The sequence below is a fragment of the Corynebacterium sp. TUM25020 genome, assembly GCF_056388495.1.
Window position 1 is genome coordinate 162,401 of the sequence record NZ_JBWJFG010000003.1, and the last position, 23,649, is coordinate 186,049.

The 23,649-nt window shown below is 59.0% G+C and carries 23 protein-coding genes and 1 pseudogene; 4 read left to right on the forward strand and 20 right to left on the reverse strand.

Annotated elements, in window-relative coordinates:
• Window positions 1-19: 19 nt before the first annotated feature.
• From rpsI to AC05K6_RS05230, 7 genes are all read right to left on the reverse strand, one after another.
• Window positions 20-580 carry a 30S ribosomal protein S9 gene (gene rpsI, locus AC05K6_RS05200; protein ID WP_293790690.1) on the reverse strand — a complete coding sequence of 187 codons (561 nt, stop codon included), beginning with the start codon at window positions 578-580 and terminating at the stop codon, window positions 20-22.
• On the reverse strand, window positions 580-1,023 hold the full coding sequence (gene rplM, locus AC05K6_RS05205; protein WP_293790689.1) for a 50S ribosomal protein L13: 444 nt from the start codon (window positions 1,021-1,023) through the stop codon (window positions 580-582). The genes rpsI and rplM overlap by 1 nt, the downstream gene beginning before the upstream one ends.
• Before the next feature lie 317 nt (window positions 1,024-1,340).
• Entirely contained in the window at window positions 1,341-2,267 is a 927-nt protein-coding gene (locus AC05K6_RS05210; protein ID WP_473963696.1) for a PRC and DUF2382 domain-containing protein, read from the reverse strand.
• Between the two features lie 388 nt (window positions 2,268-2,655).
• On the reverse strand, window positions 2,656-2,937 hold the full coding sequence (locus tag AC05K6_RS05215) for a WXG100 family type VII secretion target (RefSeq protein ID WP_293790687.1): 282 nt from the start codon (window positions 2,935-2,937) through the stop codon (window positions 2,656-2,658).
• A 12-nt stretch (window positions 2,938-2,949) separates the two neighbouring features.
• A complete protein-coding gene (locus tag AC05K6_RS05220; protein WP_293790686.1) occupies window positions 2,950-3,237 on the reverse strand; it encodes a WXG100 family type VII secretion target in 288 nt (95 codons plus the stop codon).
• 109 nt (window positions 3,238-3,346) lie between these two features.
• The gene (locus tag AC05K6_RS05225; protein ID WP_476727964.1) at window positions 3,347-4,684 is read right to left on the reverse strand and encodes a type VII secretion-associated protein; all 1,338 of its coding nucleotides are present in this window, start codon (window positions 4,682-4,684) and stop codon (window positions 3,347-3,349) included.
• A 47-nt stretch (window positions 4,685-4,731) separates the two neighbouring features.
• On the reverse strand, window positions 4,732-7,908 hold the full coding sequence (locus AC05K6_RS05230; RefSeq protein ID WP_476727965.1) for an FtsK/SpoIIIE domain-containing protein: 3,177 nt from the start codon (window positions 7,906-7,908) through the stop codon (window positions 4,732-4,734).
• Window positions 7,909-8,109: 201 nt separating this feature from the next.
• Here AC05K6_RS05230 and AC05K6_RS05235 point away from each other — a divergent pair, with 201 nt between their 5' ends.
• On the forward strand, window positions 8,110-9,294 hold the full coding sequence (locus AC05K6_RS05235; protein WP_476727966.1) for an EsaB/YukD family protein: 1,185 nt from the start codon (window positions 8,110-8,112) through the stop codon (window positions 9,292-9,294).
• Window positions 9,295-9,506: 212 nt separating this feature from the next.
• Window positions 9,507-10,130, forward strand: a pseudogene (locus tag AC05K6_RS05240) (S8 family peptidase); the annotation flags it as partial.
• Window positions 10,131-10,306: 176 nt separating this feature from the next.
• Here AC05K6_RS05240 and eccB read toward each other — a convergent pair.
• The gene (gene eccB, locus AC05K6_RS05245) at window positions 10,307-11,632 is read right to left on the reverse strand and encodes a type VII secretion protein EccB (RefSeq protein WP_476727967.1); all 1,326 of its coding nucleotides are present in this window, start codon (window positions 11,630-11,632) and stop codon (window positions 10,307-10,309) included.
• Window positions 11,633-11,808: 176 nt separating this feature from the next.
• Between eccB and AC05K6_RS05250 the strand changes: the two genes are divergently transcribed.
• The gene (locus tag AC05K6_RS05250) at window positions 11,809-13,008 is read left to right on the forward strand and encodes a hypothetical protein (protein WP_476727968.1); all 1,200 of its coding nucleotides are present in this window, start codon (window positions 11,809-11,811) and stop codon (window positions 13,006-13,008) included.
• Here the strand turns inward: AC05K6_RS05250 and truA are convergent.
• A complete protein-coding gene (gene truA / locus AC05K6_RS05255) occupies window positions 12,912-13,805 on the reverse strand; it encodes a tRNA pseudouridine(38-40) synthase TruA (RefSeq protein ID WP_476727969.1) in 894 nt (297 codons plus the stop codon). The genes AC05K6_RS05250 and truA overlap by 97 nt on opposite strands.
• A 66-nt stretch (window positions 13,806-13,871) precedes the next feature.
• Here truA and AC05K6_RS05260 point away from each other — a divergent pair, with 66 nt between their 5' ends.
• Window positions 13,872-14,486: a cation efflux transmembrane domain-containing protein gene (locus AC05K6_RS05260; RefSeq protein WP_476727970.1), complete on the forward strand. Its 615-nt coding sequence runs from the start codon at window positions 13,872-13,874 to the stop codon at window positions 14,484-14,486.
• A gap of 361 nt (window positions 14,487-14,847) precedes the next feature.
• Here AC05K6_RS05260 and rplQ read toward each other — a convergent pair whose 3' ends face one another.
• The 11 genes from rplQ to rplO all read right to left on the reverse strand — a co-directional run bounded on the left by rplQ (window position 14,848) and on the right by rplO (window position 23,648).
• Entirely contained in the window at window positions 14,848-15,408 is a 561-nt protein-coding gene (rplQ, locus tag AC05K6_RS05265; RefSeq protein WP_476727971.1) for a 50S ribosomal protein L17, read from the reverse strand.
• 55 nt (window positions 15,409-15,463) lie between these two features.
• Window positions 15,464-16,477, reverse strand: coding sequence for a DNA-directed RNA polymerase subunit alpha (locus tag AC05K6_RS05270; RefSeq protein ID WP_448307990.1), 1,014 nt, complete (start codon window positions 16,475-16,477; stop codon window positions 15,464-15,466).
• A gap of 143 nt (window positions 16,478-16,620) precedes the next feature.
• A complete protein-coding gene (gene rpsD / locus AC05K6_RS05275) occupies window positions 16,621-17,226 on the reverse strand; it encodes a 30S ribosomal protein S4 (RefSeq protein WP_005291869.1) in 606 nt (201 codons plus the stop codon).
• Between the two features lie 26 nt (window positions 17,227-17,252).
• Window positions 17,253-17,657, reverse strand: coding sequence for a 30S ribosomal protein S11 (rpsK, locus tag AC05K6_RS05280; protein ID WP_293791578.1), 405 nt, complete (start codon window positions 17,655-17,657; stop codon window positions 17,253-17,255).
• A 3-nt stretch (window positions 17,658-17,660) separates the two neighbouring features.
• Window positions 17,661-18,029, reverse strand: coding sequence for a 30S ribosomal protein S13 (rpsM, locus tag AC05K6_RS05285; RefSeq protein WP_005291872.1), 369 nt, complete (start codon window positions 18,027-18,029; stop codon window positions 17,661-17,663).
• 243 nt (window positions 18,030-18,272) lie between these two features.
• Window positions 18,273-18,494, reverse strand: a complete 222-nt coding sequence (gene infA / locus AC05K6_RS05290; protein WP_005519800.1) for a translation initiation factor IF-1 — start codon at window positions 18,492-18,494, stop codon at window positions 18,273-18,275.
• A 232-nt stretch (window positions 18,495-18,726) separates the two neighbouring features.
• Window positions 18,727-19,920 (reverse strand): dicarboxylate/amino acid:cation symporter, encoded by a 1,194-nt coding sequence (locus AC05K6_RS05295; protein WP_293791587.1) that lies wholly within the window; start codon window positions 19,918-19,920, stop codon window positions 18,727-18,729.
• Between the two features lie 190 nt (window positions 19,921-20,110).
• A complete protein-coding gene (map, locus tag AC05K6_RS05300; RefSeq protein ID WP_293791589.1) occupies window positions 20,111-20,905 on the reverse strand; it encodes a type I methionyl aminopeptidase in 795 nt (264 codons plus the stop codon).
• Between the two features lie 138 nt (window positions 20,906-21,043).
• Window positions 21,044-21,589 (reverse strand): adenylate kinase, encoded by a 546-nt coding sequence (locus tag AC05K6_RS05305; protein ID WP_476727972.1) that lies wholly within the window; start codon window positions 21,587-21,589, stop codon window positions 21,044-21,046.
• Window positions 21,586-22,920, reverse strand: coding sequence for a preprotein translocase subunit SecY (gene secY / locus AC05K6_RS05310; protein ID WP_476727973.1), 1,335 nt, complete (start codon window positions 22,918-22,920; stop codon window positions 21,586-21,588). Before secY ends, AC05K6_RS05305 begins: the two co-directional genes overlap by 4 nt.
• 278 nt (window positions 22,921-23,198) lie before the next feature.
• Entirely contained in the window at window positions 23,199-23,648 is a 450-nt protein-coding gene (gene rplO, locus AC05K6_RS05315; RefSeq protein ID WP_005291915.1) for a 50S ribosomal protein L15, read from the reverse strand.
• Window position 23,649: the final 1 nt, after the last annotated feature.

Genomic DNA, 23,649 nt, shown 5'->3' on the forward strand with positions numbered 1-23,649 from the left:
CCAAAAAGGGCGAAGCGATTTAACGCTTGGAGTACTGCGGTGCGCGACGTGCCTTGTGCAGACCAGCCTTCTTGCGCTCCACGGCACGAGCGTCGCGAGTCAGGAAGCCAGCACGCTTCAGCTCGGTGCGCTCTGCTGGGTTGTACTTGTTCAGAGCACGGGCGATCGCCAGGCGGAAAGCACCGGCCTGACCGGAGGGGCCACCACCGTTCAGGTTTGCCTGAATGTCGAACTGGTTCTCGCGGTCCAGCAGAACCAGCGGAGCCTTGATCAGCTGCTGGTGCAGCTTGTTCGGGAAGTAGTCCTCCAGGGTGCGGCCGTTGCAGCTGAACTCGCCGGAGCCCGGAACCATGCGGACGCGGACAACAGCTTCCTTGCGGCGACCAACGGTCTGGATGGTGCCCTCGAAGACAACCGGCTCAGCCTCGATCTGCTCGGACTCGTCCTCGGAAGCGATGGAGTCACCGATGGTGGCAACGAACTCTTCGTTCACTGCGTCGGTAGCGGTGTACTCGCCCTCGAAGTTCTCCTCGACGGCAGCGTTCTGCTCGTCGGTTACATTCTCGTTGTACTCAGTCATTACTGTGCCACCTGCTTGATCTCGTAGGTCTCAGGCTTCTGGGCCTCGAAAGTGTGCTCCGGGCCGGCGAAGACGCGAAGCTTCTTGATGGACGCGCGGGACAGCTTGTTGTGCGGCATCATGCCCTTAACAGCTTCCTCAACAACGCGCTCTGGGTGCAGCTCCAAGGAACGACCCAGGGTCATGGTCTTCAGACCACCCGGGTAGCCGGAGTGACGGTAGCGCATCTCACGCTCACGCTTGTTGGAGGAAATGTGGACCTTATCCGCATTAATGATGATGACGTTGTCGCCGCAGTCAACGTTCGGTGCGAAGTAGGGCTTCTTCTTGCCGCGCAGCAGGTCAGCTGCGGTAACAGCAAGACGACCCAGCACCACGTCGGTGGCGTCGATGACGTACCACTTACGAGTGATGTCACCGCTCTTTGGGTGGAAAGTAGTCACGCTGGACTCCTTAAAGTCTTGATCTTGGAACTGCCAGCCAGATGAACACGTGCAACGATCTAGTGCAGTGCTTCTGCGGCGGCCGGTTGTGACCCGCAGAAATGCAATGACTCGAGAGCTAAGTTCGCGTATTGCACACAACCCTTGGGAATTTACTACATAGTGTCCCGAACACCAAAAATCCTCTGGACAGCAAAAATCCCCAGCACCTCTTCCCTCTTTACAGGGAAGCTAGGCACCGGGGATTGAGTGCTAGTCGGCGACTAACCGACCTTCGCGGAACGCGCGATCGTGTTGGCGGCTAATGCCCCTTGGTTTTACTTGCGAACGTCACCGTCAATGTCGGTGTCGATCTGCTCCTTGCGGAGCTCTTCGGTGTGACGCTCGGTCTCAGTGATCTGCTCCTTGTTCAGGGAGACCTTCTCTACCGGCACGGTTTCCTTGTTTACATTGACGCGCTCTTCGCTCAGGGTCACAGACGCTTCCTGTCCGGACTCATCGATGCTGCCCTTGAAGTTTGCAGCTTCTTCTGCGGAGATCGGGGTGCGCTCAACGCGAACTTCTTCGCGAGTTACCGGTACCTCAACGGTCTCGGTGTCGGTGACGACGTACTTACGCAGGCGAGCCTCGCCAGTCTGCACCTTCTCCTTCTGAACGTTCAGCTGTTCCTCGGAGCGAATAATCTCACCCTCGTTGCCAGCAGCTGCGGTGTTAGCGGAGACCTCGCGCTCAGCAGCGTTGTCGCGAGTATTGTCACGCTCAGTGTTCGCGCCTGCAACACCGGCACCTGCAACGCCAGCGCCAGCCACACCAGCGCCCGCGGCACCAGCGCCCGCGGCACCGCGACCATCAGCAGCCTCGTGGCGATCCAGGGTGGAGCGATCATCAGAAGCGGAGCGATCGCCTGCAGTGTCACCGTAACGGGTGGTGTCCTCAACATTGTCCAGGCCGTAGTGACGGTAGATCTCGTTCTGCTGCTCCGGGGTCAGAGCCTGATCAGCATCGAAGTCCGGCGCATCCTTCACACGATCCTTAGAAAAGGCCAGGTTCAGGTTCTCGCCGTCGAACTTGTGGCCGCGCATCGGTACCAGGCTGGAGTTCATACCGAACAGACCATGGTTAACCTCAACGAAAGTAGGCTGACCGGACTTGTCGTCAACGAAGATTTCCTTGACGCTGCCCAGCTTGTCGCCGGCGTTGTCGTAAGCGGTTGCCTTGAAAAGATCCTTGATATCGTTGCTCATTTGTTGATAAATCCTTTCGCCTTGTCGGTACGCAATACGGGGTAAGTCTTGCTTGGTGAGTACCAACAGTGGGGAATTACTTAGTGGTGTAGAACCAGCAGTGGTGTCGCTGATTATTTTCGTTTCCCGTACGTCATTGACGCTACGCATGAAATGATTAACGTTTCAACCAAGATGGTCTTCGCCAAGCCACTAAACAATTATCTACATACATAAGTCCAGCTCGCAGCACACATCACGATTGGGTCACATTTTCTCCCATCGTTCCAAAAGTCCACAATTCCTCAAACTGGACGTCGAAAAACAAAAACTCTCAGCCTCACCCTTAGGTCAAGATTAAGACCAAAAGGTAAGCTGAGAGATTATTTAAAAAGTTTTAAATCATCCTCTATGCCCAGCTATTTGCAGCGTTCGTATTGATCTCGCTCATCCGATCATTCGCCTGACGCACCGTGCGAGAGATTTGCCCCAGCACATCGTTAATCTCCCGTGCGGATTCATCCCACTTCTTCTGCGCAGCCGCATAGCTGTCCGCTGCCGAGCCTTCCCACTCGTTCACCATCGGCTGCAGGTCACGTTTCAGATCCCCCAGCAACCCATTAATGGTGTTGTTTCCGCGATTGATGTCATCCGCAGCATTGGCAATTTGAGCAAAGTTGTACTGAATCATCACTGTCCCCCTCTAGGCGTTAAAGGCCGCCGCGTTATCGACATCCGTATTGTCAAAGTCACCCGCGTTGGAGCGGATGTTGTCCGCAATGCTCTGCAGTGCCTCGTTGAGGTCGCGGGCATTCTCGTCCCAACGCTCCATCAACGAATGGAAGGAAGCCTGCGCCTGTCCCTTCCAGCTACCGGATACATCTTCCACCACACCACGCAGACGCGAAAGTTCACCCTGAACCTCGCCTTTCACACGGTCGACATTGCTTGCCGCTTGGTTCATCGTAGTGACATCTGTTTTGAAGCTCATGCCCTAACTTCCCCCATTTCAAATACTGTTTTCACTCTTCATGGCGCCGGGTCTTCCCCGTTATAGAGGCACCATCACAAGAGTTATACTCACGGCTTCCCAAAATGGTTCACCGCCTTGGTCGTGCTGTATCCACAAACTCTTGGCAAACCTTTTCCCGCTGTTCATTCCACTGTCGGTACTGGCACCCCACTGAAATCTGGTGTCCATCCACCAGCCGTACATGCCACCTAGTTGTGGAGTTCTCGTAATTTTCCTCGTAGCTCACCGGCTGAGTTGATACAACCGTCACTCCGCCTGCAACCCCCTCCACGTCCTTCAGCGCACCTAGCATTGCCGCATCCAGCTCATCCTGTGTTCTAAGGGGTGTTTGCTTCGCCGCTACTAATACACGCATTCCCGCGTCATCACCGACATATTCCTCACGTGCTCGCGTTGCACTGCCAAGCCGCCACCCATCAACATTCACACTGATTGGAATGTCCGCCCGGCGCGCGCTTGAGTCTGCGACCTTTGAACCTTTCCGGCGTGGTTCTGGAAATGGCTCATTCGCCTCAGTGGTGGCATACGAGCCAGACTCCTGTACGTCTGCGGCTTGCGAATCGGTTGATTGAGCGTCCACTAACTGCGAATCAGCCGCCTGCGAATCAGCCGCCTGCGAATCAAACACAGTGAAGGTCGCCACCAGCCCACCGATGATGAAGAGCGTCAGCGCTGCCAACGCAGCCGGAAGTCGCCGGTCGCTCTTTTCCTCCGCTTTTTCTATATCTATTGACGCCCCCTCGTCAGGCCTTTCCCGTATGTCCGCTTCCTCGAGCTCTTCCGCTGATTCATTTCCCTCGCGTTGAATCCGCACAGGTTTGTCCGGGTCAAGATACTCAAGCTCCAGGTGCTCCAACTCTTGCTGCGCCAATGCCAGTTCGCTAGCCACCCGCAGCACCGTATCGTTATCCACCAATCGGGCTCGCACTCCCCTAATCCGAAGATAATGCACCACCTTCACGGCAAAAGTTCCGGTGACCAGCACGTCTACTTCCCGCAAACCAATGCCCCAAGGGAAACGTTCACGTGACTCTGGCGGGTTCACTGCCGCTGCGTCGGGATGTTCCGCACGCTGTTCGAGCACTTCGCAGAGCATCTCATAAAGCTCCGAAAGCCTGCCTAGGCTCAGCCCGGAACGTTGGAATTCAACGTCTTTATCCTCTCCGTCCTTTACCCATTCCGATTCAGTTTCTTCCAGCGGTCTCCCGCGAGATTGCTCCGTAGGATCGGACCAAGCCCGATACTGCAAATACCCCGGCTGCTGCATCTGCGCATCACCGGTCACGGCAAAGCCAGTAGCAAGATCCGTCACCGTCATACCGCTAATCAGGATCCCCGATTCCTGCAAAGCCACAGCTTCAGCCAGCAGGCTCCTGGAATCTCCGATCCTCTGATCTACTCTCATTGTGTCCCCCGATCCGTCGTTTCCTTGGTCAACAATTGCGCGCCTTTTTAGTTCTCATCGGCAATCTCCGCCACCTGTACCTCCCAGGTTTCACTGTGGACATAAGCCGCGCGCCCCTGGGGGCGTCGCAGTAGACGAACCCCGGCAATCGGCCCATCCTCACGGGGCGCAGAAAACAGCAACCAAGCGCTTTGGTCGCGAATCGACTGCATCAAGGGCTGATAGGCTGCCCTGGCGAACTGCCCCGAACGACGGCCAAGCACCAAGTGAAGGCCGATATCGGCGGCATAGGGAAGCAGCGGAATAAGCTGGTCAAGGCCGGGATCGGCGTCCGCGTCGTCGACGATGATGAACAACTCCGGGCCAGACCACCAGGTGCGTTCTCGGAGCTGTTGGGGTGTCACGTCGCTACCTGGAATTCGCGCCCGCAGCGTAGTGGTCCACTCGGCCAGGTCTTTGCGGAAGTCCTCCGGCACGCGATAACCCGCTACGCCCAGTAAACCGCGGCGTGTGTCCGTGACCAGGAACTCCGGCGGCTCTCCGGTATGGCTTTGGCTCTGTGCCACGGACTGCATTAGTGCGCGCAATGCGGTCGTCACCCCACTTCCCGCCTGGCCGATTGCGACCAAGTGAGGGAAAGTACCGTGATCCCACTGCACTGGATCCAGCTTTGGGCCACCTATGGCGAAGGCCTGAGAGTCGCCCAAATCCTCCCAGTCGATTCGCTCGGGCAACACGCGCATAGCTAGATCCGGCTCACCACGCTGCACGCTTTCCATCCGGACATGCTCAATGTCTTGCGCGTTGGAGTTGGCGAACTGCACGTGCTTTCCACGGGGCGACACTCCTCGTCCAGGCACGTCGGGCAAGGATTTCTGTGCATCCCGGAAGTGGGCATCCAACGGTGTCATCCGCAGTTCGATTTGCCCGGTCAGCACGTCCCGCAGCGACGGACGGATATTCCAGCGTAGAGCCGTAACCACCACATGCAAGCCGCGTTCCAGCCCCGTGGTCGCCAGGCGGATCAAGCGTTGTTCTTCCTCGCCATTTCCATTTCCCGCGGCTCCCACCTGATCTAGTCCGTCAATAATCAGCAGGCGCTGGCCCTCCGTTTGCTCCATTTCGTCGAAAAGCCGTGGCAGCCCAGCTGGCCCCACAACCGCAGCTACCTGAGGCAATCGAGCAAGGTCTCTTAGCCCACCACCCGGATCAAAGATGTATACCGGCCAGCCAGGTGAACTCAACGCCCAGGCCAGCACCAAGCTGCGCACCACCGTTGTCTTGCCAGTCCGGGGCTGGCCGACTATTGCCCAATGCTTGCGGCGCAGGTCGATATCCAACGGCACCTGCTGCCCCTCGAAAGGAAGATCCTCCAGGCCGATGCGAGCAACGCCTGGCGCACCGGGCTCAATGATCTCGCTGGCAGGCAGGTCTTCCGGCAGCGGTGGTAACCACACCGGATTCCTATTGGGGCCTGCCAGCCGGTCGATCACCATCTGCATGGTCGTTGTCTCTGCATGCACTGTTGTCCCGAGTAGTCTCACGAGTCGCTGATCCCGGGGCAGCTCGGGGCCTGAAACGTAGGCCGAATGAAAACGCACCTTGTCGCCTGCCGAAAGGATCGCCGCACCCGGAGTCGCAGGCAGTTCATAAGCTTCCGTCGTTCCGATCAGCGCGCGGGATTCGGAAGCCGAGAACGTGCGCAAAGCAATGCGATAGCTCAAATGCGATTCCAGGCCTCGCAGTCGCCCCTCCTCCAAACGCTGCGTGGCCAACAGCAAATGCATCCGCAGGCTTCGCCCCAATCGCCCGATCGCGGCGAAGACCTCCGCGAACTCTGGCCGGGCGTGCAACAACTCGGAGAACTCATCCACCACGATAAACAGTGCAGGCATCTGCCCCGGATAGACGCGGTTGTACTCGGCCGCTGTGGTCAAACCCGCGGCGCGGAGCTTTTCTTGACGCCGATGCATCTCCCCCAGCAAGCTATCCTGCATTCGGTCAACTAATCCCGCCTCTTCAGCCAGATTGGTGATCAGCGCAGAGGTGTGTGGCAGCCGATCCATTCCCAGAAAGCTGGCGCCACCTTTGAAGTCCACCAGCACAAAGTTCAGCTCCTCCGGGCTGTGCTGGTGGGCGAAGCTGATCACTACGCTTTTTAGTAGTTCTGACTTGCCGCTACCCGTCGCGCCTACGCAGAGACCGTGCGGACCGATACCTCCCAAGGCGGATTCCTTGATATCCAGGTATACCGGCGCGCCGGAAAACCCAATAGGCGCTCGCAAGTCTCCGCCCGGAAGTTCTAACAATGACGTGCTGGATTTCACCGTTGCTCGTGCTCGGCAAATGTGAGCAAGTTCCACCTCGCTGAGTTGGTCTGCCACTCCAAAGGGCACCCAACCGTCGAGCGTCCAGGCGCTGAGCAGGCAACCATCACCAGTGCCATCCACCTGTAGCAGCAAGCCATTCCCTTTGGCGTTTTCCACCCATTCTTCGCTGGGGTCCGTGACGATAGCGCCGGCGGTCACCGGGCTATCCCCCGTGCAAAAATGCACCTTGCGAGGCCCATCATGCGGAAGCCACTGCTCAAAGGGGCCGGTTATTCCAATGACATCCGGATCCTGCATGGCCAATTGCGCTTGCATGGCTCGCGCCAATCCGGGTGCACCGTCGCCGAGCAACACAATGCAGTGGAAACTAGCCAATTCCACCGCCACTGGCGCTTCGATGGTGGCGTACCGCAGCACAACCTCGCGCAAGCTCATTGCACTGACCGGCTCTAAGTCTTCCGGCGGGGAGCTGACCGGTACTTCCAGAGGATCATCTGGAGTTTGCACTGCTGTGCCGATGCGCACCACGCCCGGTTCTGCGGTGACATCGGTTCCGGTATGCACGTGCGTCCACAGTGACTGCGGGTGTGGATGCGCTGCCAACATGGTCTGCAGTTGCTCTTCGCGGCTCCGCTCCACGCTATCTTTCAGGGCGTCGATGTGCCGATGAAAGGAACGCCGAGTCTCATCCACGTTCGCCCCCGGCTGGAACATCATCGCCATGCTGCCCAGCATCATCAGCGGAAAGATAAAGCTGATGGGATTTCGCCCCGATCCAGAGAGCACCATCGCGGCGACCATACCGACCACCGCCACCAACATGACGGCAGGCATTAGCAGCCTGAGGAAAGGTTGTTTGTCTTTAGGCAGCGTCGGTGGCGCCTGTGTTTGCATGTTAAGAAATCCCCCCGATTTCTATGTTTGTCCCCGTTAATCCCCATCCAACCCCCTTGGATGTGGTTTTAGATTCTAAACCTTCCTCGCTCGCTCCGCAGAGCAAGCGCAATCCTTTCCCCTCGGCTACTATTTGTGCCGTGTAAGCCACATCGGCGCAAGATCCAGGGGGGATCTTGTGCCCACCACATGCGCACCTGCATGCGTTCATACTTTTTCAACAGGGGGAATAACGTGCTGGCTCTCAGCATTTCCGTGCCTGCCAAAGGCACCACCATCAACGCCGCCATTGCCGATCATGTACCGGTAGCGGAGTTCATCCCACACCTCGTCGACGCGAAACCAGGGGAACATTGGACCCTCCACCGCGCCGTCGGCCAGGTTCAACCACAGCACACTCTAGCGGAGGCCGGTGTGCGTCCCGGCGAGTCATTGACCTTGCAAACCGCCACCATCCCCGCTCCACCGGCTGAGGCAGTCGAAGAGCTCTCCGGCCCCATTCCCACGAGCCCCGCAGCCTGGATCGCGGCAGCCATCATTGCGCTTTTTGGCTTACAGACGGCACCTGCGTGGCACCCGTTGGATAATCAGCTTATTGGTCCTGGGGGCGTCACTAATCTGGGTACGACCGCAGACATCGCAACGCTCGTGGCTACAGCAGTGGCCGCTCTCGCTGCAGCGGCGGCTTCTTTGCACCATCGCAATTTCAGTTATCTCGCCGCGATCCTCGGCTTTGGGTTGGGGCTGCACGTCAATGTTCTATGTGCCTGTTTTGTCGCCGCGCTCCTGGTGTGGCGCAGCGGCCCGGCACGGATCGTGTCGATAACCTGGGTGGTGTTTGCAGCGGTGAATCTCTGGCCAGGGCTCACGCTGCTATTGGCAATGTTTGCACTGGCTTATTCTGGGCAGATCGCCATCGGACTAGCTGGCATTAAGCTGCCGAAGGTTCCTGCGACCGGTGTGTTCACCAAGCCCACGCCCACGCACGCGGGCCAGGTGGTGGAAGTTCACTCCGCCCTGGTCGTCGGCATCGTGGTGGTGTTGGGCGCCTGTGTTTACCAGCTGACTCCATGGGGGCAGCCACTGAATATTTGGCAAATGGCGCTATTGCTTATGGTGGCGGTGCTCGGCGTGAGCGCGCGGAGCACTCGGCCTGTACACTCGGTCGCGCTAGCGGTGCTCTCTGCTGCAACGCTTCTGTGGTTAGCCCTCCACACGCATTGGGGTGCGGTATGCCTGGTGCTGGTCGCCCTACCTGCTGTGCGCATAAATTCACCGATGCTGGGGCGGATCATCGACATGGTGGAAGCCTTCGCATTTTGTGTGGCCATCCCACTGGCGCTGCAAACTACAGGGCTGTTCGCGGCGATTCGGGGGATCGGCTGATGATCATTCAAGATTCTTCGCCGCGCGGCACCTGCCAGGAAGGCACCGTCGCCGCACCGGGTACTGTGCCTTTACCGGATATCGACGCCCCCTCGTACCCCGCTTTGCATGCTTTGGCGCGGGGACGCGACGTGAGCGTGGCCGTTATCGATACGGGGTCAGCCGCACCAGGGGTGAAGGGCGACCGGGATTTTTGCGTGCTGCACGGGACCATGGTCACTAGCGTGCTGCGGGCAGTGGCGCCAGAGGTAACAGTATTTTCCTTTCGGCATAATGCCTCGCCCGACCGGGCTGAGGGCACGGTAGAGGATCTTGTTCGGGCAATCGACCGAGCGCTGAAGACCCGGGTAAAGATCATTAATATTTCGATGGTGGCCTGCGAAGATACGGCGGAACTACGCGCGGCCATCGGGCGTGCCGACAAAGCCGGAGTACTACTGGTGGCTTCTACCGGGAACGTAGGTCAGTGCCCGGCAGGAGTTCCGACCTTCCCCTCTAGCTTGGATCCAGTGCTGGCAGTGGGAGCAGTATCCCCGCGGACAGGAACGGCAGAAGGGGTCCGTACTGCTGCGGGAAGAAGTGGTGACAAGGATACTTCAGCAGATCAGGGGCGAGTGCCCGCACCATATAGTGCGCCGACTCAGTGGGTGGATCTTTTCGCGCCGGGTGGGCCCGTAGAAGGACAGGTGGAAGTCGGCAAGCAGGTGCACACCATCGTCGGTAATCCCGAACCGTTTGAAGGCACCAGCTTTGCTGCTCCAATTGTGACGGGTACCGCGGCCTTAGTGTGGCAGGTCGCTCCGCAGCTCAGCGCACGGCAGGTGCGAGAGCTGATTCTAACCACAGCGTTGCCCGGCGCGAGTGGTCCAGGGATGGGCGAACAAATGCGAGTCGTCAATCCCGCCGCAGCATTGGATAGGGCTCTTGATCTGCAGGATGGCTCCGCAGCAGTGGACGCTTCTTATGATCTGTATACCGTCAGCACCCCACCGCACGAGCCAACGGCCACAGACTATTCCGTCCCCATCGTGCTCTCACTTGTACTGGCGCTGGGCATCATCGCCACGGTCGTCTGCCGAGCCTTGTCCGCAGAGAGCAAGCCACCGTCGGGCAACGAGGCTACGCGCGAGAACTGAACACTGCGCTGTGTATTGAACCCAAGGGCATGTAACTCAGCTTCGCTACCCACGGAGTAGCGGACCCCGTTGTCACTAATCAGCACGTAACCGCGCTCCGTCTGTAATGCAGAGGTTCCGCGCGGCCCGTAGAATGCGCTCGGCTTTTCCGATGAGAGGACTTCCCGAATCTGAGCGGAACTACTGACCGCGTCTGTCGTGCCTTTCGTCCGTCCTGGTTCAACGGGTTCTGCCAGTCCCTCCGGCCCGGCACACACCATCTTCGGTTGTGCCCAGGTGACTGGTTGGTCCCCATCGAGTTCTGGGATTCCCGCTAATACATCAATGCTCGGCTGGCGCATCACCTCCGCCAGTGGAGTTTCCACGGTCGGCATAGCACTGCTGGCCAGAGCAAATTCGCGGCGCGCGCCTTTTACTTCACCAACCCCATTGCTGTCCACCAGAAATGTCCGGTCGCCAGCCGTGATGATCCTCCCCGCGACGTCGAAGGGTGCAGGCATCTTGGTTTTCCCCACGGGCATGGCGATATCGCGACTCCGCCGGAACTGTTGGACTAAACCATCGCTGGCGGGCACTGCCTCGGTGCCAAATGCTCTTGCCGCGTCTGGAGTTATGCGGGCGCGAGTGGTGGCGTCAATAAGCCAATAGCCCGAAGGGGCGGCCAGCAGAGCAAAGCGATGGGGATCGATGTGCTCCGCAGCCACAACCGTGCCCGTACCACCAGCGGCGGCAGCACCACCAGTGCCACCTGTTAGCCCGCCGCGGATCCGATCGCAGTAAAGCCACTCGCGTTCTGGCGCAGCGACCAACCCCGGAACCTGCCCAATGCCAATTGGCTCCCCCAACGGCACCTGTGCAAGCTGCTCGGAGGTAGTCTTCTGCGCCTCGACTGGTTGCTGCAGAATCAGCCGTGCTGAGGCGACATTCGTGATCGGATGATAGGTATCGGCCAAGCGGATATGCAGTGCGCCCGTCTCATCGGCCACGAGATCGGCGCCATCCAGGCTGGGTTGCGGGCGCAGCAGCCCCAGCATCACCGCACCTCCAGCGATCAGCAAGCTCAGCAGTACACCGACAACAAGTGCCCGCCGCTGACTCCGCAATGGGTCGTGAGCCATGCGTGGATCCCCGATGACCAGCGCAAGCTCCAGTCTGCGCAATAGAAAATTAAATCCAGAAACCTGTATCCCCGTTGTGCGCATGATTACTGCGCTCCCCCTTGTTTAAATGCGCTTGATATCTTGCGTTGTTTGAGTTGTTTTGTGTTCTTCTAGCCCCCGCTAGCGCGCTTAAGTATTCCATGGTTGAATTGCTGGCGCGAGGGGAACTTCGCATTCGGGGTAATTTCATACTTTGGGGGATGGGAATAATGGGCTTCGTGGCATTTCTAGCTGCCGATATGCCAGCCGATGCGTCCAATGCCGAACACGCTGCCTGGTGGGCGTGGGTTCTTTGCGGCGCCGTGGCCATCACATGCATGGTGGCGGGGTGGTTTGTATTCACCCGCGGTCGCACCACCGCGGATCAGAGCACGCGCTGGTTTCGCCTTCTCTGCGTGCACGACAAATTGTGGGGTGAGCCGTCGCCACGGCAGATCGCCGGCGACCAGTTAGCGGGTGGTGTGGGTCTCTCTCTTGTGGACGCCAACATTTCCACCGCCGTCATCCCCACCCAACCTTTCGGCCGCAGCTGGCTGGGCGATTCCCATGCCACGCTAGTGGGCGTGCCCGAGTCCGCGGCGGCTAGGATGCCTTTTGCTGCCAGCGGGTGCGGAGTGTGGGCTCTACCTGTGGAGACTCCACCGGTGGGGGCTCAGGTGACTCGGTTACCAGAGCAGCTGACTGTACCGGCGGTACCCGGTTGGTTTGTAGGTCTTTCCGATGCAGGCGAACCCATGCTGATCCACCCCATTCCCGGCGCAACGTTCGCACTGTTCGGCACCCCTGCACAGCTGCGTGCGCTTGAGGGGTCAATGAACTGGCCGGAGGAAATTTTCGATTTGCAGCGTTTCGGGAGCGCTGGATCCGTGGACGATTCAGCGGATGCCACGCGAGCTGCAGGCGTTAAGACACATGTTGTGCTCGTGGAGGTCTCCCCCGCTGTCGCCGGTAATACTGGTAGACACAGAATGGTCGATGCGCAGAAGACGGCTCATCAGGGGGCTCACACGGGAGTTCACGGTGGTATCGGGTTCGATTCCGCGGAGGACATCTTGAACCAGGGACGTGCCCGGCTGCAGGCTGTCGGTGCTGCGGCAGTGGATGTATGCATTGCAGTGCCAGCAGTTGGCACGGGAGCAATCCTGGCCCACGGGGATCATCGGGAATACTTCAACTTCTTCGCCGTCACCGCACCTGCTCGCACCCCTGCCCCGGTGGCACAGCCAGCACAGACTGCAACAAGCGCGGCGCATTCACCAGCGCGATCAGCGCGCGCTTCAGCGCTACCTCCAACGGCGCGCTCCCCCAAACCGCGTTTGTATCACGGCTCGGCGGGAGACTCGTTGCCCATGCCCACCGGCGAACGCTTAGCACGGGTTGTCAGCGCCCGCTCCGCCAGGTCTTCATCAGCTGGGTAGTCCACGCGCACTAGGTTCAGCCCCTCCGCGGGCGCGACTGGCACTGCGGAACTACGCTTTGTCTCTTTCAACAGCCCGGGAGTAAAGTCCTCGGATCGTTTGCCCGACCCCACTGTCAAGGCCGCTCCTACCAACGAGCGCACCATCGACCAACAGAAAGCATCGGCGGTCACGTGTGCCTCGTACGTCTGGGTCTCAGCCTCCGTCGAGACGTCAACCCAGCGGAATTCCTGCAGCTCACGGATAGTGGTAGCGCCTTCACGAGCTTTGCAAAACGCTGCGAAGTTGTTCAACCCAAGCAGCGCGTCGGAAGCTGCCTGAGTTTTCTCCAGATCAATCGGGTGGCGCCACGCGGCCGTATCCCGGGCACGCACCGGCACGGGGCCGGCCGGGTGAGTCGTTACGCGATAAATGTAGTGCCGGCGCAGCGCGGAGAATCGGGCGTCGAAACCCTTCGGTGCCATACGAGCGCCGTGCACGCGCACGTCGGAGGGCAACATGCGGGAAAGGCGCCGCACTAGATCCTCCGGGCGGGTGAGCGAGCGCTGCGCAAACGCATCAACAGGAATGTCGGCGTGGCACACTTGGCCGCTGGCATGCACGCCTGCGTCGGTACGCCCTGCGACAACAAGTTCAATAGGGTGGCGCGTGACCAGCGAGAGTTTCTCCTGCAAGACCCCCGCCACCGTGCGCAGCCCACCGGATTGGGTTGCCCAGCCATGGAAATCCGTGCCGTCGTAGGCAACATCCAGACGCACCCGGATCAGCTCTGGATTATCCTGCGGATTCTCGGGCATGGTCGGTGGCCTTTCTCTGGTGGGTTCGGTTGTTGCTTCCATCGCGCGCGACTTAGTCTAGTCTGCATGCACGACAGCGAATTCTCAGCATCCTCCCTCGATGCTCGTGCCCGTCGGTTGGTGGCGTGGGTTGCGGCTCTCAATGGCCTGGGTTTTCTTGTTGAGGTTGTGATTGCGCTGGTCATCGGCTCGGCCGCTTTGTTTGCCGACGCCGCAGATTTCCTCGAGGACACTCTCATTAACGTATTGGTACTCACCGCCCTGGGGTGGTCGGTGGCCAGCCGGCGAAAGGCCAGCTACGCACTGGCAGGGCTGATTCTCATTCCAGCCTTCGCTGCATTCGGCACGGCAGTCTGGAAAGTGGTGACGGGGACGCCACCGGAACCTGCGACTCTGAGTGCGACTGCCATCGGGGCGCTCATTATCAACTTGGTGTGCGCTGTGTTGTTGCTGCGTCTGCGCGGGGCAAATAGTGCCCTGGTGCAGGGGGCATGGCTGGCTGCGCGCAATGATGCCGCGGCAAACCTGCTTATCCTCGCAGCGGGAGTGATTATGCTCTTCTGGGCCAGCGCATGGCCAGACATTGTGGTGGGTGTGATTATCGGTCTGGTTAACCTGTCAGCGGCAAAGGAAGTGTTCGAACAGGCACGGGCGGAGGAGCCGGAGTTGGAGATGGACTAGCCATCCGCGGCTGGCGGATGTCGCTGAATCGGGAATGTGGCAGCAGCGCCCAGGGAAATGTCGTTGAATCGGGAATCTGCAATGCAAAATCTGGGAACAGCTGAATTCAAAACTCTCTGACCTGCGCTTTTAGAAACTTGCAATCGATTCCCAATAACACATTCCCGTTCTAGCGACATTCCCACCCAGAACCCTCCCCTGTTCAGTCGGTACACAGGCAAATTGCCAAGCCATACGCGATATCGGGCGCAGATGGGGCCGGTTGGCGTCAACAATAAAAAGTAGAAAAGACAAAGGCGGGCCACGATCTACCCAAAAGGGTAACCGTGGCCCGCCTCAAAGCTAGGCGAAAGCGCCGGACTTACTTGTCCTCAGCGTCCTCATCAGCCTCAGCCTCTTCAGCCTCAGCCTCAGCGGCCTTGTCGGTCGCGGTGTCAGCCTCGACCTCCGGGGCCTCCTCAGCCGGAGTCTCCTCAGCCGGAGCCTCCTCAGCCTTAGCCTCTTCAGCCTTCTTAGCCTTGGAAGCAGCAACGCGGTTAGCGCGCTCTGCCTCGGTGGAGGCCAGCTGCTCCGTCACCAGGGAAATCTGGGAGATCGGAGCGTTGTCGCCCTTGCGGTTCTCCAGCTTGATGATGCGGGTGTAGCCACCCGGACGGCCTTCGAACTTCGGAGCCAGCTCGTTGAACAGGTAAGCAACAACTTCCTTGTTCCGGATGAGCTTCAGCACGTTGCGGCGATCCGACAGGGTGCCGCGCTTTGCCTTGGTGATGATCTTCTCGACGTAGGGGCGCAGCAGCTTAGCCTTTGCGTCCGTGGTCTTGATGGCGCCGTGCTCAAACAGCTGAGCAGCGAGGTTGGACAGGATCTTCTTCTGGTGGGAAGCAGAACCGCCCAGGCGGGCGCCCTTCTTCGGGGTTGGCATTAGTTCTCCTCGTGTGGATCTTTAAATCAGTGAGCGCGTGCGGTTAACCACCGGGTTATTCCGCGATGTCCTCGCCCTCGGTGTCGATGAACTCGCCGGTCTCTGCGTCGTAGCCCTCGATATCGGTGATATCGAAGCCCTCCGGAGCGTCCTTCAGGCCCAGGCCCAAGCCAGCCAGCTTGACCTTGACCTCGTTGATGGACTTCTGACCGAAGTTACGGATGTCCAGCAGATCGGACTCCGTGCGTGCAGCCAGCTCGCCGACGGTGTGAATCTCTTCACGCTTCAGGCAGTTGTAGGAACGAACGGAGAAGTTCAGGTCCTCAATCGGCATGCTGTAGGCAGCGATGTGCTCGCTTTCCTGCGGCGATGGGCCGATTTCGATGCCCTCTGCTTCGTGGTTCAGCTCCTGTGCCAGACCGAACAGCTCCACCAGGGTCTTGCCTGCAGATGCCATGGCGTCGCGGGCAGTAATGGAGTTCTTCGTCTCCACGTCCAGGATCAGCTTGTCGAAGTCCGTGCGCTGTTCCACACGAGTTGCCTCAACCTTGTAGCTGACCTTCAGAACCGGGGAGTAGATCTGGTCGACCGGGATACGTCCGATCTCAGAAGAAGCTGTAGCAGCCGGAACGTAGCCACGGCCACGCTCGACAGTCATCTCGATCTCCAGTTTGCCCTGCTCGTTCAGGGTGGCGATGTGCAGATCCTTGTTGTGGACCTCTACACCAGCCGGCACCTCAACGTCAGCGCCGGTAACCTCGCCAGGTCCTTCCTTGCGGATGAACATGGAGACAGGCTCATCGGAATCGCTGGACAGAACCAGGGTCTTGATGTTCAGGATGATGTCGGAAACATCTTCCTTCACGCCTGGAATCGTGGTGAACTCGTGGAGAACACCCTCGATGCGCAGGGAGGTTACTGCTGCGCCCGGGATGGACGACAGCAGGGTCCGGCGCAGGGAGTTACCCAGCGTGTAGCCGAAGCCCGGCTCCAGCGGCTCGATAACGAACCGAGAGCGAGACTCGTCGATGAACTCTTCAGTGAGCGCGGGGCGCTGTGAAATCAGCATTGTTTAAGCTTCTCCTTTTTCGGCGACCGCTATATGACGCCGTTACGGGGACAACCGCCACCAGGTTTGATGGACGGTGCGAACGGTAGAAACCGCTGTTGGTGTTCTATCCGAAGTAAGTCTAACGAATAGGTTCGTCAGTTTTACTTCGAGTAGAGCTCGACGATCAGCTGTTCCTGCAGCGGAATGTCGATCTGAGCGCGCTCGGGCAGCTGGTGCACGAGGATGCGCAGAGTGGACGGTACGACCTGCAGCCAAGCAGGAACGATCGTATCGACCAGGGCTTCCTGAGCCTCTTCGAACCACAGCATCGAGCGGGACTTCTCACGCACGTCGATGATGTCGTACTGGGAGACCTTGAAGGAAGGAACGTTGACCTTCTTGCCGTTCACGGTGAAGTGACCGTGGGAAACCAGCTGGCGAGCCTGACGGCGGGTGCGTGCCAGACCTGCGCGGTATACAACGTTGTCCAGGCGAGATTCCAGCAGGATGACCAGGTTGTCACCGGTCTTACCCGGGCGACGGTTGGCCTCTGCGTAGTAACGGCGGAACTGCTTCTCCAGGACGCCGTAGGTGTACTTCGCCTTCTGCTTCTCCTGCAGCTGCAGGAGGTACTCGGACTCCTTGATGCGAGCACGGCCAGCCTGCCCCGGAGGGTAGGGGCGACGCTCGAAGGAGTTGTCGCCGCCGACGAGGTCGACGCGGAGGCGACGGGACTTACGGGTTACGGGGCCGGTATAACGAGCCATTTTTTATCCCTAATCCTTTCTTCTCTTTAAACGCGACGACGCTTCGGCGGGCGGCAACCGTTGTGCGGCTGCGGGGTGACATCGGAAATGCTTCCGACCTCGAGGCCCGCGGTGGACAGGGAACGGATGGCGGTCTCGCGGCCGGAGCCCGGACCCTTTACGAAAACGTCAACCTTCTTCATGCCGTGATCCATTGCCTTGCGAGCAGCGGACTCAGCAGCCATCTGTGCAGCGAAGGGGGTGGACTTACGGGAGCCTTTGAAGCCGACGTGGCCCGAGGAAGCCCAGGAAATCACAGCGCCCTTCGGGTCCGTGATGGACACGATGGTGTTGTTGAAGGTGGACTTGATGTATGCGTGGCCGTTTGCCACATTCTTCTTGACGACGCGACGGCCAGTACGGCGCGCGCCGGAACGAGTCTTCGGAGGCATAGGTTACTTCTTCTTTCCTGCGATCGTCTTCTTGGGGCCCTTACGGGTACGAGCGTTGGTCTTGGTGCGCTGACCACGAACCGGCAGACCACGGCGGTGGCGCAGGCCCTGGTAGGAACCAATCTCGATCTTGCGGCGAATATCGGCCTGGATCTCGCGGCGGAGGTCACCCTCCACCTTCCAGGTGTTCTCGATAACGTCACGCAGAGCGGACAGCTGCTCGTCGGTCAGATCCTTGGAGCGAAGATCAGGGGAGATGCCGGTCTTTTCCAGCAGCTCCTTGGAACGGGCTGGGCCGATTCCGAAGATGTAGGTCAGTGCGACCTCCATGCGCTTTTCGCGTGGCAGGTCAACACCAGCAAGGCGTGCCATAGGGCATTTTCCTTCCGGTTTAGCGACGGTTTTCTCCACACTCGTCCCTGTTAATCCTTCGAGTATTTCGCCCACAGTCACGGAAGGGACTGTTCATGCACCAGGTGCCTTGAATGTGCGAAACCAACACTCCAACTATTGGAGTGTTGGAAGGAGGGCTCCGGCCGCCGCGGCCAGAGGTAGTGACCAGGAGGCGCTGCGCTAACAGCGATTCCCAGGTTGGATGTGTGGAGGCTTAACGATTTACTTGTAGCGGTAAACGATGCGCCCACGGGTCAGGTCGTAGGGAGACAGCTCCACGACGACGCGATCCTCGGGCAGGATACGGATGTAGTGCTGGCGCATCTTGCCGGAAATGTGAGCCAATACCTTGTGGCCATTGTCCAGTTCGACACGGAACATCGCGTTCGGCAGGGGCTCGACAATGCGACCCTCAACCTCGATGGCGCCTTCCTTCTTTGCCATATCCTCCAACGTTTCCCCAGCTCAGATAGCTGGATGGGTGATGTTTTGCTACATGTGGCACACATATGGACTTTTCCACTGCTGGCCTTTTCGACGTTCTACCGATCACCAGCAGAGACGAAAGCCTCATGCACCACCTGCTAACAATACACGCGACCTGCGCATATGCAAAAACGCTCACTCTGAACCATTCAAATTCAGCGTGAGCGTCGATATCTCGGTGGTAGCAGGCTTAGGCGTGCTGCTCCTCGCGGCGCAGCTGCCCCTTCGCCAAACGGTTCACCGTCAGCGCAATTGCACCGTCACCAGTGACGTTACATGCAGTACCGAAGGAATCGATGGCGATGTATGCCGCAATCATCAGCGCCACCTGGCCATCGTCGAAGCCCAGCTGAGACTGCAGCAGCCCCACTGCGGCCATGATGGCGCCACCCGGCACGCCCGGCGCGGCAATCATCATGACGCCCAGCAAGAAAATGAAGCCCAACGCCATACCGGCGCTCATATCAATGCCCGTCATGTAGACGATGGAGAAAGCAAACAGGGCGATCTTCTGCATGGAGCCGGACAGGTGCACTGTCGCACACAGAGGCACCACGAAATCAGCCACGGACTGCGTAACGCCATTCTTACGGGTGCACTCCAGGGTCACAGGAATGGTCGCTGCGGAGGAGGAGGTACCCAGTGCGGTGAAATATGCCGGCATCATATTCTTCAGCGCCTTGAACGGGTTGCGCCCGGCAAAGACTCCCGCCAACACGTACTGAAGCAGCAAGATTAGCCAGGTCATCACGACCGCGAGGATGAGCACCTTCGAGAACTGGGTTAGCGTCAGCTTCAGATTGCCGTTCATGCCCATCGTCAGGAACACACCGAAGATGTAGATCGGCAACAGCGGGATGATGAAGTTCTCAATCACCTTCATCGTTACCTCGCGCAGCTCCTCAGCACCCTTGTACAGCACCTCGGTACGCATGGAGGCCATGGCGATGCCCACAGTAAAGGCCAGCAGCAAGGCGGACATCACGCCCATGGGCGGATCCATCTCTACAGAGAAGAACGGCTGCAAAGCGCCCGCGTCGATGTCTTCAGCCTCGATAATCGAGTCGCTGCCGAGCAGAGACGGGTACGTTCCTTCGGCCACGCCGTAGGCAATCAAGCCCGAAACGATGGTCGAAACATAGGCAATGCCAGCAGTTACACCCAGCCACTTGCCTGCCCCGCGCCCCAGGCTGGCGATTGCCGGCGCGATCAGCGCGAAAATCAAGACCGGGACGAAGAATCCCAGGAAGTTACTAAACAGTCCGTTAAACGTTGCGAACAGGCGCCCCGCCCATTCCGGGAAAAACAGGCTGCATACGATGCCCAAAATAATCGCAACGATAATCTTGAACAGCAGTGATTTAAAAAGACGGGATAGATTCATGCTGGCGCTTCCCTTTGCACATGCTTGTAGGTCCTCAAGAAACGATTAATGATTAGCGTACCCTGACTACTTCATGCCCCAATAATCGCCCTTGCCCCATTAACCCCTTCTCCCCGCCTTAAGCCCCTCGAATTCACGCCAGCGAGGTCGCACAGGCAGGGGACGTCACAAAGAGTGCGGAGGAAAACCCCTACTTGCGCGGTGTCAGGATGCGCGGTCCATCAGCGGTCGCCGCGACGGTGTGCTCCCAGTGGGACGCGAAGCTGCCATCATCGGTGAGCACTGACCATTCGTCGTCGAGAACATGGGAATCCGCAGTGCCCAGCGCCAGCATCGGCTCGATCGCCAGGACGGAGCCCTCCTGGATCTCTGGCCCGCGCCCACCGCGGCCTTCGTTGGCCAAGTACGGATCTTCGTGCATGGTGCGCCCGATACCGTGGCCGCCGTAGCCGTCGACGATCCACAGCTCTACGTCAAACTTCTTCTCCGCGGCTTCGGTGGCCTGCTCCAGCGCCCAGGACACATCGGTCAGGCGGTTGCCCGGCACCATAGCCTTCAGCCCCTCGTACAGCACCCATTCGGTAGCGCGGTTGAGGCGATCGTGTTCATCGGCAATCTCTCCGATGCCAAAAGTCCACGCTGAGTCCCCCACCCAGCCATTGAGGGTAGCCCCGCAGTCGACGGAGATGAGGTCGCCTTCCTTTAGCACAACATCCTCCGAAGGGATTCCGTGGACGATCATGTCGTTCGGGCTCGCACAGATCGATCCAGGGAAGCCACCATATCCCTTGAACGTGGGCACGGCACCATGGTCGCGGATAACCTGCTCAGCTACACGGTCAAGGTCGAGAGTGGTTTTGCCCGGCGCAGCGGCCTTCTTCACTTCCTGCAGTGCCAGCCCGACGATCTCCCCGGCCGCCTGCATAGCGTCTAGCTGCTCGGGAGTCTTCGCTGCGATCTTCTTGTTCTTTCGCCGAAAACCCATTGTTTCGCCTGTCCTTGCTTCTTTGTTGTGTTTTTGTCTGTTTCTTTGGTGACGCCACCCTCACGGGGTGAATAACCACAAATCCCGCCAGGTCGGACCGTGTGGGACCGGCTGGCGGGATGCGCGATTGCGTGGAGTTTACTTGTCCAGCGCGTTCAGCGTGGTGGTGGAGATATCCTCCACGGTGCCCTCTGCGTCGATGTTCAACAGGATGTCCTTGTAGTGGTCGATCAGCGGAGCGGTCTCGTTGCGGTAGACCTCCAGGCGGGTGCGGATCGTTTCCTCGTTATCGTCGTTGCGGCCGCGGGCCAGCATGCGGTCGACGACAACGTCCTCGGAGACAACGTAGTTGATTACGGCATCCAGGGAGTGGCCGTCGTCCTGCAGCATCTCCTCCAGCAGCTCTGCCTGCTCGATGGTGCGGGGGAAGCCATCCAGCAGGAAGCCCTTGGCAGCATCTTCCTGGTTCAGGCGGTCGCGAACCATGTCAGCGGTGACAGAGGTGGGAACCAGCTTGCCTGCATCCATGTACTCCTGTGCCTGCTTGCCCAGTTCGGTGCCCTGGGAGATGTTGGCGCGGAACAGATCGCCGGTGGAGATGTGCGGGATCTTCAGAGAGTCGGACAGCAGGGATGCTTGGGTGCCCTTACCAGCGCCGGGAGGGCCGAGCAGAACTAGTCTCATTTCAGGAATCCTTCGTAGTTAGACTGCATGACTTGCGATTCGAGTTGCTTGATCGTGGTCAGAGCCACAGACACCAGAATCAGGATAGCGGTACCACCAAATGGCATCTGTCCCTGTCCGCCGGCCTGTGCCGTCTGCACACCCATGTTGATCAAGATGTTCGGCAGGGCGGCGATAGCGGCCAGGTAGATGGAACCGACGATCAGCAGACGGTTCATCACATATCCAAGGTACTCCGCAGTCGGACGGCCCGGGCGGATGCCCGGAATGAAGCCACCGTACTTCTTCATGTTGTCTGCCTGATCGTACGGGTCATACTGCACAGAGACGTAGAAGAAGGAGAAGAAGATGATTAGGCCGACGTAAACCAGGATGTACTGCCAGGCGGCCGGGTTCGACAGTACCGCCATGACGTTACGGTTCCACCAGTTGTCCTGCCCGGCGGCCTGTGGGTTGCCGGACTGGATGATCTGGGTAATGAGGATCGGAACGGTCAGCAGTGAGGAGGCGAAAATCACGGGGATAACGCCGGCCTGGTTAACCTTCAGCGGCAGGTAGGTGGAAGTCTCACCGTACTGGCGGCGGCCAATCATGCGCTTTGCGTACTGAACGGGGATGCGGCGCTGACCCTGCTCGATAAAGACCACGCCGACAACCAGGATCAGAACGCCAACGACGACACCGGCGAAGACGAAGCCGCCGGAGCCGGAGAAGATTGATGCACCCTGTGCCGGAAGCGACGTTGCGATACCCGCGAAGATCAGCAGGGACATGCCGTTGCCGATACCACGGTCGGTGATGAGCTCACCGATCCACATCAGCAGCACCGCACCGGAGGTCATAATCATCACCATGGTGACGAGGCCGAAGATACCGGTATCTTCCTTAAGCACCTGCACACCTTGCCCCAGTAGCTGGCGCCGATCCGCCAGCGCCACGATGCCGGCGGACTGCAGCAGTGCGAGAGCCACAGTGAGATAACGGGTGTACTCCGTCATCTTCGCCTGGCCGGACTGGCCTTCCTTCTTCAGCTGTTCAAACTTCGGGATCACCACTGTGAGCAGCTGAACGATAATGGACGCGGTGATGTACGGCATAATGCCGACGGCGAAGACAGAAAGCTTCAGCAGCGCACCGCCCGAAAACAGGTTGATCAGGGAGTACATGGCCGAGTTATCGGTCAGACCCTTGATCTGCGCTTGAATCGAGCCGTAATCCACGCCTGGGGTGGGGATCTGGGCGCCAATGCGATAGAGGATGATCATCGCAAGGGAGAACAAGATCTTCTTACGAAGATCTGCGTTCTTGAACGCCGAGGAGATGGCGGACAAACTTTGCCTCCTGTGTAGTTTCTTTCCGTAGTGCGGGATCTACTGGCTAGCGCACCTGCACTTCAAGATACGCCCGCGGTGAGGCGACACTAATTGCAACCTGTACAGGTTAGCAGACAGGACAAATGCTTAGGACACTCTACCACCTACCACAAGCGCTATTTCAAATGGCACTTCCCCACCACTGCGCTTCGCCCCCAAAAAAATCGCCCTGCCAGCACATTACGTGCCGACAGGGCGATTGTTAGTAACTAAGTCTGATTAGAACTTGTCTAGTCTTACTTAGCCTCGGTGACGGTGCCACCGGCAGCCTCGATCTTCTGCTTTGCAGAGCCCGAGAACTTGTTAGCGGTGACGTTCAGCTTCACGCTGATTTCGCCGTTGCCCAGGATCTTCACCGGCTGGTTCTTACGAGCCAGGCCAGCAGCGACGATGTCTGCAACGGTGACGTCGCCACCCTTGGAGAAAGCCTTCTCCAGGTCAGCCACGTTAACCACCTGGTAGGTGATCTTGGCGGGGTTGCGGAAGCCCTTCAGCTTAGGCAGACGCATGTGCAGTGGCATCTGGCCACCTTCGAATGCTGCCGATACCTGCTTACGAGCCTTGGTGCCCTTGGTACCACGACCTGCGGTCTTACCCTTGGATGCCTCACCACGACCAACGCGGGTCTTGGACTTCTTGGCGCCCGGAGCGGGGCGGAGGTCGTGGAGCTTAATTGGATCGCTCATG